Annotated in this window: 15 protein-coding genes and 2 tRNA genes; 7 read left to right on the forward strand and 10 right to left on the reverse strand. The window is 62.2% G+C overall.

All coding sequences use genetic code 11. The annotated features are described in order from the left end of the window. Positions 1 to 177 precede the first annotated feature (177 nt). From EV679_RS13515 to EV679_RS13555, 9 genes are all read right to left on the reverse strand, one after another. On the reverse strand, positions 178 to 1,890 hold the full coding sequence (locus EV679_RS13515) for a Na+/H+ antiporter (protein WP_068369666.1): 1,713 nt from the start codon (positions 1,888 to 1,890) through the stop codon (positions 178 to 180). Positions 1,891 to 2,107: 217 nt separating this feature from the next. After that, the gene (locus tag EV679_RS13520; protein WP_130487498.1) at positions 2,108 to 3,859 is read right to left on the reverse strand and encodes an ABC transporter ATP-binding protein; all 1,752 of its coding nucleotides are present in this window, start codon (positions 3,857 to 3,859) and stop codon (positions 2,108 to 2,110) included. Then, positions 3,856 to 5,727: an ABC transporter ATP-binding protein gene (locus tag EV679_RS13525; RefSeq protein WP_130487499.1), complete on the reverse strand. Its 1,872-nt coding sequence runs from the start codon at positions 5,725 to 5,727 to the stop codon at positions 3,856 to 3,858. The genes EV679_RS13520 and EV679_RS13525 overlap by 4 nt, the downstream gene beginning before the upstream one ends. A gap of 202 nt (positions 5,728 to 5,929) precedes the next feature. After that, positions 5,930 to 6,865 (reverse strand): helix-turn-helix transcriptional regulator, encoded by a 936-nt coding sequence (locus EV679_RS13530; RefSeq protein ID WP_207224933.1) that lies wholly within the window; start codon positions 6,863 to 6,865, stop codon positions 5,930 to 5,932. A gap of 304 nt (positions 6,866 to 7,169) precedes the next feature. Further along, the gene (locus EV679_RS13535; protein WP_068369659.1) at positions 7,170 to 7,715 is read right to left on the reverse strand and encodes a Dps family protein; all 546 of its coding nucleotides are present in this window, start codon (positions 7,713 to 7,715) and stop codon (positions 7,170 to 7,172) included. Positions 7,716 to 7,861: 146 nt separating this feature from the next. Next, positions 7,862 to 8,149 carry a hypothetical protein gene (locus tag EV679_RS13540; RefSeq protein ID WP_130487500.1) on the reverse strand — a complete coding sequence of 96 codons (288 nt, stop codon included), beginning with the start codon at positions 8,147 to 8,149 and terminating at the stop codon, positions 7,862 to 7,864. 180 nt (positions 8,150 to 8,329) lie between these two features. Further along, positions 8,330 to 9,091 (reverse strand): MipA/OmpV family protein, encoded by a 762-nt coding sequence (locus EV679_RS13545; protein ID WP_130487501.1) that lies wholly within the window; start codon positions 9,089 to 9,091, stop codon positions 8,330 to 8,332. A gap of 182 nt (positions 9,092 to 9,273) precedes the next feature. Continuing rightward, positions 9,274 to 10,290 carry an acyltransferase gene (locus EV679_RS13550; protein WP_068369653.1) on the reverse strand — a complete coding sequence of 339 codons (1,017 nt, stop codon included), beginning with the start codon at positions 10,288 to 10,290 and terminating at the stop codon, positions 9,274 to 9,276. Positions 10,291 to 10,479: 189 nt separating this feature from the next. After that, a tRNA-Leu gene (locus EV679_RS13555) sits at positions 10,480 to 10,564 on the reverse strand. A gap of 262 nt (positions 10,565 to 10,826) precedes the next feature. On the opposite strand from EV679_RS13555, the gene rnr reads away from it, so the two are divergent. The 6 genes from rnr (at position 10,827) to EV679_RS13585 (ending at position 16,453) form a co-directional block, all read left to right on the forward strand. Beyond that, positions 10,827 to 13,241, forward strand: a complete 2,415-nt coding sequence (rnr, locus tag EV679_RS13560; RefSeq protein WP_068370044.1) for a ribonuclease R — start codon at positions 10,827 to 10,829, stop codon at positions 13,239 to 13,241. 1 nt (position 13,242) lies between these two features. After that, positions 13,243 to 13,986, forward strand: coding sequence for a 23S rRNA (guanosine(2251)-2'-O)-methyltransferase RlmB (gene rlmB, locus EV679_RS13565; protein WP_068369651.1), 744 nt, complete (start codon positions 13,243 to 13,245; stop codon positions 13,984 to 13,986). Positions 13,987 to 14,040: 54 nt separating this feature from the next. After that, positions 14,041 to 15,300 carry a cystathionine gamma-synthase family protein gene (locus EV679_RS13570; protein WP_068369648.1) on the forward strand — a complete coding sequence of 420 codons (1,260 nt, stop codon included), beginning with the start codon at positions 14,041 to 14,043 and terminating at the stop codon, positions 15,298 to 15,300. A gap of 232 nt (positions 15,301 to 15,532) precedes the next feature. After that, positions 15,533 to 15,805, forward strand: coding sequence for an HU family DNA-binding protein (locus EV679_RS13575; RefSeq protein WP_068369645.1), 273 nt, complete (start codon positions 15,533 to 15,535; stop codon positions 15,803 to 15,805). Between the two features lie 105 nt (positions 15,806 to 15,910). Next, a tRNA-Val gene (locus tag EV679_RS13580) sits at positions 15,911 to 15,986 on the forward strand. A 227-nt stretch (positions 15,987 to 16,213) separates the two neighbouring features. Then, positions 16,214 to 16,453 (forward strand): hypothetical protein, encoded by a 240-nt coding sequence (locus tag EV679_RS13585; RefSeq protein ID WP_130487502.1) that lies wholly within the window; start codon positions 16,214 to 16,216, stop codon positions 16,451 to 16,453. A gap of 155 nt (positions 16,454 to 16,608) precedes the next feature. On the opposite strand, the gene EV679_RS13590 is transcribed toward EV679_RS13585, so the two are convergent. After that, on the reverse strand, positions 16,609 to 17,505 hold the full coding sequence (locus EV679_RS13590) for a LysR family transcriptional regulator (protein WP_130487503.1): 897 nt from the start codon (positions 17,503 to 17,505) through the stop codon (positions 16,609 to 16,611). A 139-nt stretch (positions 17,506 to 17,644) separates the two neighbouring features. Between EV679_RS13590 and EV679_RS13595 the strand changes: the two genes are divergently transcribed. Continuing rightward, positions 17,645 to 18,034 (forward strand): RidA family protein, encoded by a 390-nt coding sequence (locus tag EV679_RS13595; RefSeq protein WP_130487504.1) that lies wholly within the window; start codon positions 17,645 to 17,647, stop codon positions 18,032 to 18,034. The last annotated feature ends 47 nt before the right edge of the window (positions 18,035 to 18,081 follow it).

The following is an 18,081-nucleotide window of genomic DNA, read 5'->3' on the forward strand; positions in this document are numbered from 1 at the left end:
CGGCTTGCCTGCCGGGAAAGCACTGACGACAAGCTCAGGGCATATTGTTTGCCCAGCGCCAGTGCGCGCTGGGCAGAGTGATAACAGATGGATAGTGGCGCAGCCGCCGAATGCAGGATATGCATCCGGGGACTGCGAGGCAGATGCCGCCCAATACGTAGGGGGGCTGCCCAGGCCTCAGGCGACCTGGCGGCGGTTGGCGGCAAGGCGCCGCTTCAGGCTGATTTCCGCCATGTCGATTTCCTGTACCAGGCCTCGCATGGTTTCATCGTTGATGAGGTTTTTGCGGCGTTGGGCATAGATGGCGCGCCGTTCCGCCTGCAGGCCACGCAGGCGCAGCTCCTGTTCGATGATGTAGCGTTGCTTGCGCTCGATGACCGCGCGCGAATCCGTCGTGCCGTCGGCATTGCTTTCGGCATCCTCCTCGCCTTCGGCCTGGTGGGCTTCCATCATTTCGATGCGGCGGCGGTATTCCTTGGTCAGCAGGCCGATGATTTCCTGGTGTTGCGTCAGCCATTTTTCATCGTGCGCCGCAATTTCGGCGTCGGTAATGGCCATGCTGCTGATGGCCTGCTGGCAGGCCTGGATACGAGCCAGGCGTTCTTCTTCTTCCGCATGGTCGGCGGTCGGCTTGGGCAGGCCGCGCAGTAGCAGCGGCAGGGCCACGCTGCCCAGAACCAGGGTGAAGAGGATGACGCCGGTAGAAAGAAATACCACCAGGTCACGCGCCGGGAACGGAGTCTTGGCGTTGAGCATCAAGGGGAAGGACAGCGCGGCCGCCAGCGTCACGGCGCCGCGGATGCCCGCGAACGTGGTCGCCACCAGCAAGCGTTGCGGCGGTTGCTCGGGCGGCTTGCCTGGCAAGTGGGTGCGGAAGAAGCGGCCATAAACCACGAAAGTCAGCCAAAGCCAGCGTACCAGCAACAGTGCGGCCCCGATGACGATGACAAAGCCGGTCAGTTCCCACCATGGGTAGTCACTGGACTCGATCATGGTGCGGGAAATCGTGGGCAATTGCAGGCCCAGCAGCAGGAAAATGGCACCGTTGAAAGCTGATTCCACCATGGACCAGGTACTGTCCGTCTGCAGGCGCTCATGGATGAATTCGCCGCGATCCAGGTCTGCCATATTGGTGGTGATGCCAGCCGCTACGGCGGCCAGGATGCCTGATGTGCCAATCACTTCCGCCAGCAGGTAGACGGCAAACGGCAGCAGCACCAGCAACAGGACCATCTGAGTGGCGGCCATGTCGCCCAGGCGGCGGGTGATGTTCTTGCGCGCCGTGCTGAAGCCCCAGCCCATCAGTGCGCCCAGCGTCAGGCCGCCTACGCACATCCAGACGAAGTCGCGTGCGGCGTCCAGGGCCGAGAACGAGCCGGTGATGGTCGCGGCCAGCGCAAATTTCAGTGCCACCAGGCCGGATGCATCGTTGAGCAGGGATTCGCCTTCCAGGATGTGCATGGTCTTGTGCGGCATGCCCAGATTGCGGGTAATGGCAGAGACCGCGACCGCATCGGTCGGCGAGACGACGGCAGCCAGGGCGAAGGCCACGGAAAGCGGGACGGAAGGCAGCAGCCAGTGGATCAGATAACCCAGGCCCAGCACGGTGATGAACACCAGGCCGAATGCCAGCAGCAGGACAGGACGATGCAGGCCGAACAACTCGCGCTTGGGAATGCGCCAGCCATCGGCGAACAGCAATGGCGGAATGAACAGCAGCAGGAACAGTTCAGGGTCGAATCCGATATGCAGGCCCGCCTGCGGCCATGATAGCAAGGCACCGATGGTGATCTGGATCAGGGGCAGGGGGATGGCCGTCAGGTAGCGCGAGGCTACGCCAGTGACGGCACCGAGCATCAATACCAGTAGGATGATCTCTACGGTGTGCATGGTGATATGGGCGTCGACAATAAGACAATGGGGAAATGCCAGGATGCCATTGTTACATGTCTGCTTTGTGCCGGCGCGCGAGATTGATTATTTTTTGTCTGTCTAACGGTTTCTTTTTTCGGTGCGGGCCGTGGGCCAGTGTCCATTTGTGCCCATGCGGCGGGCGGCCGGCCGTGCCCGGCAGCGAAGCCGAGCACAGGCAGCAGCGTGGCTTGGGTCAGGCGGCCGTGCCCAGTGTCCAGCCCTGCGCCTGCTGTTGGCTGCGCCAGAGGCGGGCATAGATGCCATCCAGTGCCAGCAGCGAATCGTGCGTGCCTTGTTCCACCAGCCTGCCTGCGTCCACGACCAGAATATGGTCGGCATGGCGGATGCTGCGCAGCCGGTGTGCGATGGCGATGATGGTCCGTCCTCGTGCCAGTTCGGCAATGGCGCGCTGGATTTGTGCTTCCGCCGATGGGTCCACGCTTGCCGTTGCTTCATCCAGCAGCAGGACTGGCGCGTCTTTCAACAAGGCGCGGGCGATGGACAGCCGCTGACGCTCGCCGCCAGACAGCGAGGCGCCGCCTTCGTCCAGTTGCGTGTCGTAGCCCTGCGGCAGGGCCATGATGAAGTCATGGGCCTGCGCCCGGCGTGCCGCAGCGATTACCGTTTCGCGGGATGCGTCTGGCCGTCCGATGCGCAGATTGTCCAGCACGCTGCCCGAAAACAGGACGACATCCTGGAAAACCATGCCGATATGGCTGTGCAATTGTTCGGTGCCTATATCGCGCAGGTCCGTGCCGCCCATGCGGATGGCACCGGTATCGACATCCCAGAGCCGGCCGATCAGGTGCACCAGGGTGCTTTTCCCGGCGCCGCTGGGGCCGACGATGGCTGTCAGGCCATGCGCGGGAATGTGGCAGCTCAGCTGCACCAGGGCGGGCGTGGTTTCGCCGTCATAGGTAAAGCTTACCTGGTCGAAGGTGATGTCGCGCCCCGCAGGTTCCTGCGGAGCATCTGGTTCGGGCAGCGGTTGCTGTGCCATGATGTTCTCGATGCGCGCCAAGGCCCTGCTGGCAAAGCGCAGCAGCAGGGTCGAGAGGCCCAGCTCGTACAGCTGGCGGTAGACCGGCAGCGCCAGCACCAGAAATAGCACCAGAACGTCAGGGCGCAGGGTGCCGTCCAGCAGCAGCCAGGCGCCGGCCAGTATCAGCAGTGCGAAACCGGTTTCCAGAATGAACCCGTACAGAGCTATCCAGGGTGCGGGGCGGCATTCCACGGCCAGCGCAGCATCGAATTGCTGGTCCAGTGCACGACGCAGCTTGTGCCATGCGCTGCCAAAGCGGCCGAAGCCTCGGATGACAGCGATACCCTGGATGTAATCCAGCAGTTCGGATTGGGCCTGGGCATTGGCTGCCAGGAACTGCTCACCCGGACGGGCAGCGACACGCTGGCTCCACCACAGGGACACCAGGGCCAGTGGAATCATCGCCATCACCGCAATCGACAGGCGCCAATCCAGCCAGAGCAAAAAGCCCAGCAGGAATGCCGGCATGGCCAGGCCAGCGATGAAAATCCCTAGAAAGTGCGACCACAGGTTTTCCACCAGCTCCAGGTCGGACGTCAGGCGGGCGCCCAGGTCGCCACCGCGCTGGCGACCGAACCAGCCCATGGGCAAGCGCCGCAGGTGGTCGGCAATGCGCAGGCGCGCTTCGCCCATCATGGCGTAGGCGCCAGAAAAAATCAGCGGCATGCTGCGCGTGCCGGCAAAAATGCGCAGTGCGATGCACAGCACCATGGCGATTGCCTGCCAGGCGACGGACGCCGTGGTGGCGGTCCCGGCGAAAAGATCGCGCAGCAGCAGATAGAGAACAGGATAGGGGGCGGCAGCGAACAGCCCTTCCAGTACGGCCCAGGCCAGGCCCTGAGACAGGCGTGGGTCGCTGGTACCTGACAGGCGGAAACCGGATTGCACGAGTGCGCGAATCATGATTGCAGGCCTCCTTCAGCTTGCGGCAAGGCCGTGGCCAGCGTCCAGTCGCGGGCGGCTTCGTGGTCCAGCCAGAGCTGGTGATAAAGCGGGCATTCCCGCAGCAGCGCGGCATGGGTGCCCTGGCCGGCGATGCGGCCGTGATCCAGCACGACGATATGATCGGCATGCATGATGGTGTGCAGCCGATGAGCGATCATCAGCACCGTGCGTCCCTGGCACAGCGCGGCCATGGCTTCCTGCATCAGGACTTCGTTTTCCGCATCCGCGTAGGAAGTGGCTTCGTCCAGCACGAGGATGGGCGCGTCTTTCAGCAGGGCGCGGGCGATGGACAGCCGCTGGCGTTCCCCGCCAGACAGGCGCGCACCACGGTCGCCGAGCTGGGTATCGTAGCCCTGTGGCAGCGCCATGATGAAGTCATGTGCGCGCGCCGCCCTGGCGGCAGCGATCATGTCGGCGTCGCTGGCGCCGGGGCGTGCCAGCAGCAGGTTGTCGCGTACGCTGCCATGGAACAGGTACACCTCCTGGAATACGATGGCGATGCGCGCCAGCAGTTCGTCCAGTGGCCAGTCGCGGATGCCCAGCCCGCCAACCTGGATCTGTCCCGATTCATATTCGTACAACCGGGGCAGCAGGCGTGCGACGGTGCTTTTGCCGGAACCGCTGGGCCCTACCAGCGCGGTCAGACCGCCAGCGGGCGCGGTGAAGCTGATGCCATCCAGGGCCAGACGCGTGCCATAGCGATGGCGTACATCGTGGAAGGCCAGGGCCAGGGGGGGGCCGGGCAGCGTTGCGTCGCGGCTTGTATCCGCCAGGGCGGGGGCGCGCAGGATGGCGTCTATGCGGGCCAGGGCCTCGGCCCGCTGCATCTGTTCACCCATGGCGAACGTGAGCCGCAGTAGCGGCAGAAGCACCGACGGCGCCACCAGCAAGAACAGCAGATAGACCGGCATGCTGATGCTGCCGGCCAACAGCAGCCACGCGCCGACAGGCGCGACGACAGCGATATTGGCGGCCAGCAGGCCGGTGAACATCACCCAGCCTGTGGAACTGCTGCGGGAATAGTCGGCCACCCAATACACCGCGCCGCGTACGGCGTCGGCCAGTTCTGCGAACGAACGTGACGACAGGCCGAAGGATTTCACCACATGCACGCCGCGCACATATTCGCCCACGCGGTTGGCGATGCGTTTTTGCAGGGCGCTCCATTCGGCCATGCGTTCACCGGCACGGCGCATCATCCAGGCCTGCGCCAGCACGGCCAGGGGCAGCGGTGCCAGCGCAGCCAGCGACAGGCGCCAGTCCACCGCGAAAAGCAGGCCTAGCGCAGCCAGGGGCGCAGCAGCGGCCGCTGCTGCGTCTGGCAGCATATGGGCAAGAAAGCCTTCCAGCGAGTTGACATCGTCGGACAACGTGCGGCGCAGGCTGCCCGAGCCACGGTTGGCGAAAAATGAGAGCGGGACCTCCCCCAGGCGACGGGCCAGCGCAAGGCGCAACTGATGCTGGGCTGTGAAGGCGCCTTTATGGGCCAGCATGTGGCTGGCGGCCATCAAGGCCCAGCGCAGCGCCAGCAGCACCAGCATGCCGCCCAGGTTGAACCAGACTGTGCGCATGTCTGCAATGGGAGCCAGCAACTGTTCCAGTACGCGATACAGCAGCCAGAAGGGCAGGATGCTGAAGACGGCGGACAGGATGGCCAGTACAACTGCCACGCCCAGTGTGCCGGGTGCCATGCGGATCAATTGCTTGAAGCTCAGGGCTTCGCCGTCTGGGGTAAAGGGCTGGATTGCGCTGGCAGCGGGAGAAATTCCTGCGCCTGGCGTGTGGCCGACTGGATTGTCGGGGCGGGCACTGGGTTGCGTACTCATGAAGGCTTCTCTCGATCTTGAATGGATGGAGCAGCCTTTATTGTGATTGCGGCGGCTTGTCCGCGCCTGTGCGCGATGCCGGATAATCTTGGTGTGCTGCCGGAAATGACGGCTACAGGCGTTGTGCCCGTGTCGGAACGGAAAAAACAGGGGTAATTTCAAGAGTTGGAATACGGCTGTTGCAGCGGCGCAGCCGGCACACTCACCACAAGCTGGGCGCTACGCCGAAGCGGCGCCGGAAGGCGGCGGTAAAGCTGCTGGCATGGCGGTAGCCGGCGCGTTCGGCGGCATATTCGATACTCCAGCCTTCCTGGCGCAGCCCCCGGCTGGCCAGCTGCAGCCGGCATTCGCGCAGGAAGCCGAAGACGGATTGCCCATAGGCAGCCTGGAATTTCTCGCGCAGGCTGCTGCTGCTCATGCAGGCCAGGCGCGCAAGTTCGGCCAGCGAGTGTTCTTGTTCGGGATAGGTCAGCAGATATTCTTTCACGCGTGCCAGGCGCTGCATATCACGGCTGGCGGGTACGGCGGGGGCGGCCAGCTCGCTGTCATCGGCGGCCAGTGCCGTGGCCAGGATCTGCAAGGCCACACCTTCCTGCCACAAGCGGCCCAGGCTGCCTTGCCAGCGTGGGTCGAACAGGCTGTTGGCGGCTTGCAGCAAGTTGGCGTCCGCCTGCCAGTGACGCAGCCGCAGGCGCGGGTCGTCGAGCCATTGTTCAAGCTCGGGAATGTGCGTAGCGGCCGAGTCGGCCAACTGCTCGCGCCGTGCCATCAGCGACACGCTGCGCAGGCGCTGGCCGGCGGGGTGGTGCCCGGTCATGGATTCGGTCTGGCAGTGGCTGGCGGTAATCGCGTGCTTGGCCGTGAGTGCAAGCGGCTTGCGGCCTGCACCCAGGTATGCTTCGGTACGTCCATCGAGCATCAACACGGCAGTGAACCCTGGCGATATGATGGAATTCGCGGTATAGCCGTAGTGATTGATGACGTCGGAGATAACCAGCGTGAAGCCGCTGCTGACTGGAATTTCCTCAATGAAGCCTTCCGCCAGGACGGTCGTTTCGAGCGGGCCCTCAGGTGTTTCCAGGGCTGGCCAATCATAGCGGAAGCCATGCCGCTCGCCGAAGCGGCGGTAGTCTGCCATGTTGAAGCGTTGGATCGCAGCCATAGTCCAGTAAAGACGGAAAGGAAACCTTCGGTCTGCCGTCGCTGGCTTGCGCGCGGGCCAGGCCAGCGTTGGGCGGTCAGGGACGCGGGCCCAAGGCCCGAGTCAGTCCCCAGGCCCTGGGCCGAAGGCATATAGTCATTATCGGCGGACAGGATATTCGCTACTGATAATCATTGTCAATACAGTGGCGTGCTGGATGCGGATTGACCACCGCCACGCAGGCGGCAGGCCGGCGTGGCGGTGGTCAATCCGGGGCGCCATCGGCGGCGCCGGAGGGATATCAGGCGGTCGGCGCCTGACGGCTGGCTTCGAACAGGAACCAGGTACGGCGTTCGGCTTCGTCGATCCAGTTTTCGATCAGGCTGGAGCTGGCGATGTCGTTGTACTCGTCGGTGACGGCGTGTGCGGCGCGCAGCGCAGCAGCCAGCGCCTTGTTGTCGTCGCGCAGTTCGGCCAGCATGTCTTGCGGATCGACGTAGTCGGCGTCGTTATCCAGCACGCGCTGGGTACGGGCAATGTGGCCGATGGAGCGCAGCGTGGTGCCGCCTACTTTGCGGATACGTTCGGCGATATCGTCGGTCATGGCAAACAGTTGTTCGCCTTGCTCGTCGAACATCAGGTGGTAGTCGCGGAAATGCGGGCCGCTGACATGCCAATGGAAATTCTTGGTCTTCAGGTACAGCGCGAAGACGTCTGCCAGGATCTGATTGAGTGCGCCGGAGATATCACGCGTGGCGTCTTTGCCCAGATCAGTGGGGGTGGCCAGGGGACGCTTGCGGCGTTGAGCTGCGGAACTAGCTTGCTTCGAATCCAGTTTTTTTGCCATGGCAAAACACTCCTGTTGGGTTAGGTTCTGTATGTACTGGCGCGCTCGGGCTGTTTTCCCGGGCGCGCTGCTATTCTCTGCACTGCTCACTATTGTTAGCCTAGCACTATTCAAATAACTTGGCAGTGCTGTGGATCAAGCAAAACTTAAAAATTCTTTTCCGCGCCGGGCGGCAGTGAGGTGACGCAAGGTGTGATGACGGCGTGGCATTCCGCCAGTGGCCATGGCGCTCGGTGGAAGCAGTCGCGGTGCAGGGACGCATCTTCGACGGGTTTTCTTTTTCCGGTCCAACCGGCCCCTTGCTGCGCAAACAAGTCACCCTTCAAGGCATAGGCGTAGGCCACAGGCGGGGCTTGAAAGATCTTGTGTACGCCATTGACAGCATAGGCATCAAGCCTGTTGTGGATAGTCGCTACCTGTTCGATGAGCTGCATGGGGCGCTTGATCGCCTTGGGCGCGGCCTCTTTGGGAAAGTCGTGCTCGGATTGGCTTCCCACGGCGAGTGAGGCTGGGCGGCTATGTCACGTTGCGGTGGCGCCCGGCCTGTGCAGGCCGGGCGTCACCGCTGGCTGCCGATGATGCATAAGGCCGTGAATGCGCCCGAACGCTGGGTATCAGAAGCTGTAGATCGCACCTATGCTGCCGAACAGATTGGTTTTCTGCGCAGTGAGGGGGCTGTCCTTGGCATCTCCGAACAGCCGGTTGACGCCGACTGTCGTCAAGGCGGACCAGTTGCTGCTCAGCCGGTAGCTCCAGACGGAAAACAGCGATGCTGATTTGAACCCTGCCGAGGGTGAGTAGGCCGGCAGGCCGGCCTGGCTACTCATGGCTTCTTCCTGGGTGACGCCGAACCAGGTCTTCATGGCGCTGCGGCTGCTCCATTGGGTATCGACGCCGATACGCACGCGGTGCGGACCGCTTTCCCAGGCAGCATAGGATGCGCGCAGTTCCACGACGCTGCCATAGCCGGTATGGGCCGCCTTGCGGAAGGCTGCACCCAGGGAGAGCGGGCCGGGTGTCCATTCCAGGTAGGCGCCATAGCTGGCATGGAAATGGATGTTGTCCAGACCTTTGGTGCGGGCGGTACGGCTGGCCTTGCGGCCGAGATCCAGCCCAAGGAACACGCCGGCTTCCAGGTCCTGGGCGAGGCTGGTCTTCAGGCCCAGGGCGGGCAGTCCAGCACGCGGGGTAATGAAGAAGTTGCCTGATTGATAGTTGATCAAGGGCAGCGGTACGGTCCGGTACGTGCTGGAGCCTTCATAGACGGGCACCACGGCGACGCCGGCGCCGATGAAATTTTGCGCCTGCGCAGCGGTGCTGGCCAGGGTGAAGCAGGCTAGAGTGCTGGCGCTCAGGGCCAGGCGGAGGAAATTCATGGGATGTCCTTCGATGCTGGGCCGGATGGCCGGGAAACCGGGCGATGGCCCATTGTATCCATGCCCAGGCGGCCTGTGCGCGCCAGCAGGCTGCCATTTGTGGCAGATGATGTCTGCCCGGCGCAAGGTGTTGCGCATCGGCCATGGCTCTGGGGGCGGGTGGCGGTACGGCGCGTGGCGCCTCAGGTGACTTGTCGTGCGGCAGGAATACGGCGCAGCAGCCAGGTGGCGGCCATGGAGAGGCCGAAGATGCCGGCCGTGGCCAGTGGAATTTGCCAGGCGGAGTGTCTGCCGGGTGCATAGAGGCCCAGGGTTTTGGCCAGGTCCAGGAATACCGGATGCAGCAGGTAGATGCCGAAGGTCAGTGGTGCAAGCGCGCCCAGGCGGGGAATGGTGCGGGCTTGCAGCAGCCATTGGAAGGCCGCCAGGGACATCAGGATGACGGCAGGGTTGAAGGCATCGTAAAAATAGAAATCCAGGCTGGCCGGCTGCGACATGAGCGCAACCCCGAGGGTGGAGGCGGCGACGCTGGCGGCAAACAATCCGCCGGGCCAGGGCAGGCTCAGGGTGCGCTCATAAATCAGGCGGCCCGCCAGGAAGTAGCCGATATAGGGCAGGAAGGCGTTGAAGAAGAAGCCGGGGCGGCCGTCCGCGGAAAGGTGGCGGTGTGCGGCATCGGCAGCGGCGCAGGCCAGTATCGTGGCCAGTGCCAGCAGGCGGGCGCGTGGCGAGCATGCCTGGTACATGCGTTGCAGGAAAGGGGCGAACAGATACAGCCCGACAATCATGTACAGATACCAGAGATGGTAATAGGGGGCGCCTTTGAGCAGTTTGCCCAGCCACGCGCCCATGGCCAGCGGTTCCTGCTGCCAGGCGTGCATAAAGGCGCTCCAGCACAGGTAGAAGAGACTCCAGAAAACCAGCGCGGGCAGAATGCGCGCGGCACGGCGCTGGTAGAAAGCGGCAATGCCGCTGACCCGACCGGGTTCCAGCAGCAAGGCGCCGCTGATCATGACGAACACCGGTACGCACCAGCGTGCTGCGGCATCATAGAAATTCGACCAGTACCAGGCGGCGCTGCCGAACTCAGTTGTGCTTTGCAAAGGGTAGGCGGCGCAATGCACGAGTACCACGGCGACAGCAGCGGTCCAGCGGGCGCGGTCCAGGGATTGCAGGGAAAAACGGCGGTCGGCGGTCATGCGGCTCCTGATCTGCTTGCTTCTGGCCAAGATAACAGGAGGGCAGGGCGACAGACTGTTGCAGGCTGTGTCCTTTGCTGACTGGCGGGGGGATGAATGCGCGGCCAGAACAATCATGCGGGTGCTGATTGCGAGCCGGAAATGAAAAAGGCGGAAGATCTTGTGATCTTCCGCCTTTTGGGAATTAAGTGGTGCCCAGGAGAGGACTCGAACCTCCACACCCGAAGGCACTAGTACCTGAAACTAGCGCGTCTACCAATTCCGCCACCTGGGCACTGCATTGCTGTTATGCTTCCAGCAATTTCCTGCATGCTGCGCATATTACACTAGAAATCTTCCTAATGGAAGCCCGTCTAACCTTTTGCAGCTCGTTTAGCGACTGTCGTAGAACAGTGCGCTAAACTGCGGAAGCTGCGCATTATAGAAGAGAATTTTTTATTTTGGCAAATCGAACGCAAAAAAGTGGGCCAAGGCCCCGTAGAACGGCCGCGGATGCGGCGACACAGGCCGCTGTGCCGGCCACGACAGGCGTGCCGCTGCCTCCGGATTTCGATCCGGATGTACCCAGCCGCGAGAAATTATTGGCAGCGCTGCGCGCTGTCGGAGAACCCCTGACGCCGGATGAACTGGCGCGGCAAATGAACGTGGTGCGCGAAGCCACGCGCCGGGGTTTCGATCGTCGCCTGGCGGCGATGGAACGGGATGGCCAACTGCACACCAACCGCAAAGGGGTGCTGCTGCTGGCCAATAAATTGGATTTTGTTGCCGGGCGGGTGCAAGGTCATCGCGATGGCTTCGGCTTTCTGGTGCCTGACGCCGGCGGCCAGGACTTATTCCTCTCGCCGCGTGAAATGCGCAAGGTGCTGCATGGTGACCGTGTGCTGGTCAAACCCACGGGCGAATACCGGGGCAAGCCGGAAGGGGTGATTGTCGAGGTGCTCGAGCGCCGCACCAATCGCCTGGTGGGGCGCTTCCTGAATGAAAGCGGCGTGAATATCGTCGTGCCCGAGGATCAGCGCATCAAGCACGATATTCTCGTGCCGCCGGCGGAAACTGGGGGCGCGGAACCGGGCCAGGTGGTCACGGTTGAAATCATCGCGCAGCCCTCGCGCCACAGCCAGCCGCTGGGCCGGGTGGTGGAGGTGCTGGGGCAGGTGGACGATCCGGGCATGGAGATTGAAATTGCCGTGCGCAAGTTCGACGTACCTGTCGATTTTTCTGATGCCGGCGCGGCCCAGGCCGAGCGCACGCCGGACAGCGTGCGACGTACCGACTTGAAGGGACGCTTCGACCTGCGCGACGTGCCCTTCATTACGATTGACGGCGAAGACGCGCGCGACTTCGACGATGCTGTTTATGCGGAAGCCATAGAGCTGGGCACGGAAAAGCGCCGTCGTCCGGGCTGGCGGCTGCTGGTCGCGATTGCCGACGTCAGCCATTACGTGCGGGAAGGGGATGCGCTGGATGTGGACGCGCGTGAACGCGGTACCAGCGTGTATTTCCCGCGCCGCGTGATTCCCATGCTGCCCGAAGCGCTGTCCAACGGAATTTGCTCGCTGAACCCGGGCGTTGACCGCCTGGTGCTGGTTTGCGACATGGTGATTCCGGCCAGTGGCGCCAAGGCCGGCCAGGTGACGGCTTACCAGTTCTATAACGCGGTCATTCATTCGCACGCCCGTACGACCTATAACCAGGTCTGGGAAGGCTTGCAACATCCTGAAGGCCCGGCGGGCCGTGTGCTGGGCGATCGCCTGGCGGATGTCCAATCGCTGTATGAACTCTATCGCCTGCTGGCGCAGGCGCGCGTGAAGCGCGGCGCTATTGATTTCGATACTGTCGAAACCCGTATTGTCTGCAATGCACTGGGGCGTATCGAGCAAATCGTGCCGATGGTGCGCAATGATGCGCACAAGCTGATCGAAGAATGCATGCTGGCGGCCAATACCTGCGCGGCGGACTTCATGCAGCGCAGCAAGCATCCGGGGCTGTATCGTATCCACGAAGGCCCCAGCAACGAGCGCTTGCAGGCCCTGCGTGAATTCCTGCGCCTGCAGGGGCTGACACTGGGCGGTGGCGACGAACCACGTCCTGCGGATTATCTGGCCTTGCTGGAATCGGTGCGTTCGCGTCCTGATTATGGCCTGCTGCAGACCATGTGCCTGCGCTCCATGCAACAGGCGATCTACGGTCCGGACAACGTCGGGCACTTCGGTCTGGCGTATCCCTCGTATACCCACTTCACTTCGCCGATCCGGCGCTATCCCGACCTGCTGACGCACCGGGTGATCAAGAGCCTGCTGGAAGGCAAGCGCTACGTGCCGCATCTGGAAGGCAAGATGCCGGCAACCACGGTACGCGAGAAGCGTGCGCAAGAGCACGATACCTGGGAGCGCCTGGGGCTGATGCTGTCGGCGACGGAACGCCGCGCGGACGAAGCGTCACGCGACGTTGAGGCCTGGCTCAAGTGCTGGTTCGTCAAGGAGCGCGTCGGCGAAAGCTTCAGCGGCCGCGTGACGGGCGTGGCAAGCTTCGGCATCTTCGTGACGCTCGACGGCCTGCATGTGGAAGGGATGGTGCACGTATCGGAGCTGGGGACAGAGTACTTCCAGTTCAACGAAGCCCTGCATGAGTTGCGTGGTGAGCGCACCGGCATGCGCTATCGCCTGACGGATGCCGTGCAGGTTCAGGTGGCGCGGGTCGACCTGGAAGCCCGACGCATTGAGTTCCGCCTGGAAAAAAGCACCAGCTACGACGCCTTGCTCAAGGCGGCGCGCAAGAGTGGGGATGAAGAGCCCCGGCGCATCCGCAAGGCAGCGGCACCCAAGCCCGCAGAATTGAAAGGAACGGCTTCGCAACGCCGCGCCGCAGCCGCGAAAGCGCTGAGGGCGGAACGGGCGACGGGCCAGGCTAAGAAACAGTCCGCCAAACAGGCTGGACGCAAGAGGCGTTGATATGGCAGCAGATGTACAGGTTTTGGCAGGTTTCCATGCGGTGGCAGCGCGTCTGCGCCATGCGCCGGATTCGGTGAAAGAGGTGTATTACGACGCGCAGCGCCGCGACAAGCGGATGGCAGCGTTGCTGGAACAGGTGAAGCGGGCCGGCAGCGCCGCGCATGGCGTGCCGGCCGAACGGCTCGACGGCCTGGCCAAGGGCTTGCGTCACCAGGGCATCGTGGCCCTGGCGGACACCCGCGTGCTGGCCGTGGATATCGACGAAGTGCTGGACGAAATCGAAGGGCCGCCCCTGTTGCTGGTACTCGATGGCGTGACCGACCCGCATAATCTGGGCGCTTGCCTGCGTACCGCAGATGCAGCGGGCGTGCATGCTGTGATCGCGCCCCGCGACCGCGCCGTCGGCCTGAATGCCACGGTTCAGCGTGTGGCCTGCGGCGCCGCCGATACAGTGCCGTACATCATGGTGACCAACCTGGCGCGCACCTTGCGTGGCCTGAAGGAGCGGGGCATCTGGGTTGTCGGCACCGATGACCAGGCCACGGATGCCATCCATGCTGTGGATGCGCGCCTGCCTACGGCCTGGGTCATGGGGGCGGAAGGCGAGGGTATGCGCCGCCTGACGCGTGAAACCTGCGATCATCTGGTGAACATTCCCATGCTGGGGGCGGTGGAAAGCCTGAATGTCAGCGTCGCCAGCGCGGTCTGCCTGTACGAGTCCGTGCGTCAGCGCCAGCAGGCGTAAACTATCGACATATCTTCCCGTTTGACGGCCGCCGCAGGCGGCTCACTACCGAAAATGACCAAGCAGCAAGGCTTTACCACCACCATCCTGCATGCCGACAGGCGTTCCAATGTCGAGCATGGCGCGGTTCATAAACCCATGCATACGTCGTCGGAATATGCCTATGCCGACGCCAGGGAGCTGGCAGAGGTGTTCCAGGGCAAGTCCGGCTTTACGTATGCTCGCCAGGGGACGCCGACGACGCAGGCGCTGGAGGTGAAGCTCTCGGCCATGGAAGGCGGCCAGTCAACCGTGACGTTCTCGACCGGGATGGCGGCGCTGGCAGCCATCTTCACGACCTTGCTGCGCAAGGGTGACCATCTCGTTTCCAGCCGGCATATTTTTGGCAATACCAATAGCCTGTTCCTGACGCTCAACGAAATGGGCGTGGACGTGACTTTGGTGGATGCAACGGACGCTGCCAACGTGCAGGCGGCCTTGCGGCCGGAGACGCGCATGGTCTTCACGGAAACCATTGCCAACCCCGGTACGCAGATCGCCGACCTGCTGGCTATCGGTGAAATCTGCCGCGCACGCGGCCTGGTGTATGTCGTAGACAACACTTTGACTTCGCCCTGGCTGTTCCGTGGCAAGGATGCTGGCGCAGCGCTTGTGATGAATTCCTTGTCCAAGTACATCGGTGGCCACGGCCATGCGCTGGGCGGTTCAGTGACTGCCACGGGGTGCTACGACTGGAAGGATTACCCGAATATTTTCGACAGCTACCGCCAGGGAGATTCCCTGGGCTGGGGGCTGTTGCAGGTCAAGAAAAAAGGCCTGAGAGACATGGGCGGCACGCTGGCGGCCGAGCCGGCGCACCGCATCGCCGTGGGCGCGGAGACGCTCTCTCTGCGTATGGACAAGGCCTGCGCCAACGCACTGGCGTTGGCGCGCTTCCTTGAGCGTCATCCGCTGGTGGCGCGGGTGCATTACCCTGGCCTGCCATCGCACCCGCAGCACGAACGCGCCCAGGCGCTGTTCAAGGGCCGTTTTGGGGCGCTGATGGGGGTCGAGCTGGCGCCGGGCCTGGATTGTTTTACATTCCTTAACCACTTGAGGGTTGTTGCCCTCTCGACTCACCTCGGTGATACCCGCACACTGGCACTACCGGCGGCCCATACCATTTATTATGAAATGGGCGCGGCGCGCCGTGCGGAGATGGGGATTGCGGACAGTTTGATCCGGGTTTCGGTCGGCATCGAGGAGGAAGAGGACCTGATTGCTGATTTCGACCAGGGGCTGGCGGCAGCACAAGCCGGTCTCCAGGACGTCTGAACGCAGTGCCGAAGGGCGTTGCGGGCCAGGGCTGGCGGCATTTTTTTTCTTGACAGTGCCGTCTGCCCCAAGGCCTAATACGCATCTGCGTCTGCGATAAGCTGGTATGCCGACTGGCGGCCCATCTGGACGGGACCGGCGGCCGGCTGCGCTGTAAAGGGAGCAGCTTCTGCCTACAGGATGCCTGCTTCGCGTAACGACAACTTCATACCTAATGAGGGGTAATTTCTAAATGAACAAGACCGAACTGATCGACCACATTGCCGGTGAAGCAGACATCTCCAAGGCTGCTGCCGGCCGTGCGCTTGACGCTTTCGTTGAGGCCGTGAAGGCTGCCCTCAAGCAAGGTGATTCGGTAACGCTGGTTGGCTTTGGCACGTTCGACGTGTCCGAGCGTTCCGAGCGTTCGGGCCGCAACCCGCGCACCGGCGAGGTCATCAAGATCGAATCCGCGAAGGTGCCCAAGTTCCGTCCGGGCAAGGCTCTGAAAGACGCCGTCAACTAAATCGCGCTTGGCGAGCACTATACTTACATGTATAATGCTCGCTTTCGCTGTGACGCGAAGGCTGTATGGAGTCACTACCTGCAAGCCATCGCATCCAGCGCGGATGGATGTTTAGCTCAGCTGGTAGAGCGGCGCCCTTACAAGGCGTAGGTCGGCGGTTCGAACCCGTCAACATCCACCAGAATTCAATACTGAAAGGCACCCGGAGTCTCCGGAGTGCCTTTTTTGTTTTATGCAGCAGGGGCGGCGTGGCAGCATGCGCTATGGCGGGGCTGCGGCAGGGGCTGGTGTGCTTTGCAGGTATGTGACTACGGCCATATTCCGTTGCAAGAACGTGGCGCAGAGCGGCGTCGTCCAACAAGACAATCTGCTATAAGTATCGCTGGTATCTTGTTGATGGAGTTGAATATGCATGTATCCCTGCGCTACGGCCGAGCCGCTGGATTGGCGTTTCTGGTCCTGTTGGCTTCCGGTTGCTCAGTCATCGGCCTGGGAAGCTCGGACCGCAGCAGCGATCGTGGTGGCAATTGCGAGGCGGACCCCAGCGCCTGCGCTTACGGGCCAGGCGAACGCGAATACGCGGAAAAAGAGGCTGCGCGCCTGAACAAGGAATCGGCTGCAAAGTTGCGCCGCGGTTCACGGCGATGACAGCATGGGTTTTTTGCTGATAGCGCGGCAAATGGGACGACAGCAAGGCGTTTCGCCGTAACAAGTCGGTGGCATTGCGACATGCGACAGATGCCGTTGCAGGAGGAGCGAATCAAGGGGCGAGGACGTCGTTACTCATTGCTGGCGCACGGGGCTTACTGCTGCATCAGCTCAATGATCCAATCAACGAAAACCCGCAGTTTGACGCTGACATGCCGATTCGGTGGAAATGCCAGGTACAGGGGCATGGGATTGAAACGCCATTGCTCAAATAACGGAATCAAGGCACCACGAGCTTGATGTGCGGCCGCCATATAGCGTGGCAGCGCAATCACGCCCAATCCAGCCAAGCCGGCTTCGAGGTAGGCATTGCCGTCATCCACTGCGAGTACATAGCTACTCTTGATTTCAATACGTTCGCTCCCACAGTGCAGTGCCAGAGGGTCGACTCTTCCGGTACGTGAGGACAAGAATCCCACTATGCGATGGTCGGTGTTTTCCAGCTCTCGCGGATGCGCAGGGATGCCCAGGCGTTCGACATAACTCGGTGCCACGTAGGCGCCGATTGGCAAGTCGCCGACATGGCGTGCGATCAGCGATTGGTCCTTGATTTCGCCTCCGCGCAAGACACAGTCCACGTTATCGCCGATCAGGTCCACGACCCGGTCGCTCACGCCCATGTCGAACTGGATATCAGGGTAGCGTGTGTGGAAAGTCGGTAGCGCTGGCACCAAGATGAGGCGCGCCAGCGGGCTGGGCACATCCACGCGCAGCCGTCCTCTGGGTGTAATTGCTGCATTGGACAAACTGGTTTCAGCATCGTCCATGTCCGCCAGAAGGCGGATGACGCGCTCGTAGTAGACCGCTCCATCGGGAGTCACACCGAGCTTGCGGGTAGTGCGATGGAGTAACTTGACGCGCAGGCGAGCTTCCAGCTGCTGCACGAGTTGCGTCACTGTGGTTCTGCTCATGTGCAGTGTCTGGGCGGCCTTTGTGAAGCTACCTGCCTCCACCACACGAGCAAAGGCGCGCATCGCATCGAAGCGATCCATCCCTTATCCTCTTTTGTCCACGATTGTTTGGATTTTACAAACAATGATGGACAAAATTGCTTGTTTATCTACCCGATCCCGCGCCTGTAAAGTGCCTTTTGCCCATTGGCAGATTGCCCCCCATTGCAGAGGTACAGACATGACAGCACGTGAAGCCGTTTTTCCCCCAGGTCGGCAGGCGCTCTATGAACGTAATCGGTATTCACCGGCCATCAAGTCCAACGGCTTCCTATTTGTCTCGGGGCAGGTTGGAAGCCGCGCGGATGGCTCGTGTGAGCAAGATCTAAAAGCACAGGTCAGGTTGGCATTCGATAACCTTAATGCCGTTCTCATGGCTGCGGGCTGCACGTTCAGCGACGTGGTCGACGTGACCCTCTTTGTTGTCGATCCCGAGTCGAACCTTGAGGCTATCTGGAGTGTTTTTCCAGAATATTGGGGGGAGGCGCCTTACCCCGCTCTGACCGGGATCGGCGTGACGTGGCTTTACGGATTCCAGTTTGAGATCAAGGTGATTGCCAAGCTGTCCTAACTTCCCTGGCTACCCTGGTTCTCGTAAGGGCTGCCAGTCCGATATAT

Source organism: Kerstersia gyiorum (assembly GCF_004216755.1).
In the GTDB taxonomy this organism is placed as follows: domain Bacteria; phylum Pseudomonadota; class Gammaproteobacteria; order Burkholderiales; family Burkholderiaceae_B; genus Kerstersia; species Kerstersia gyiorum.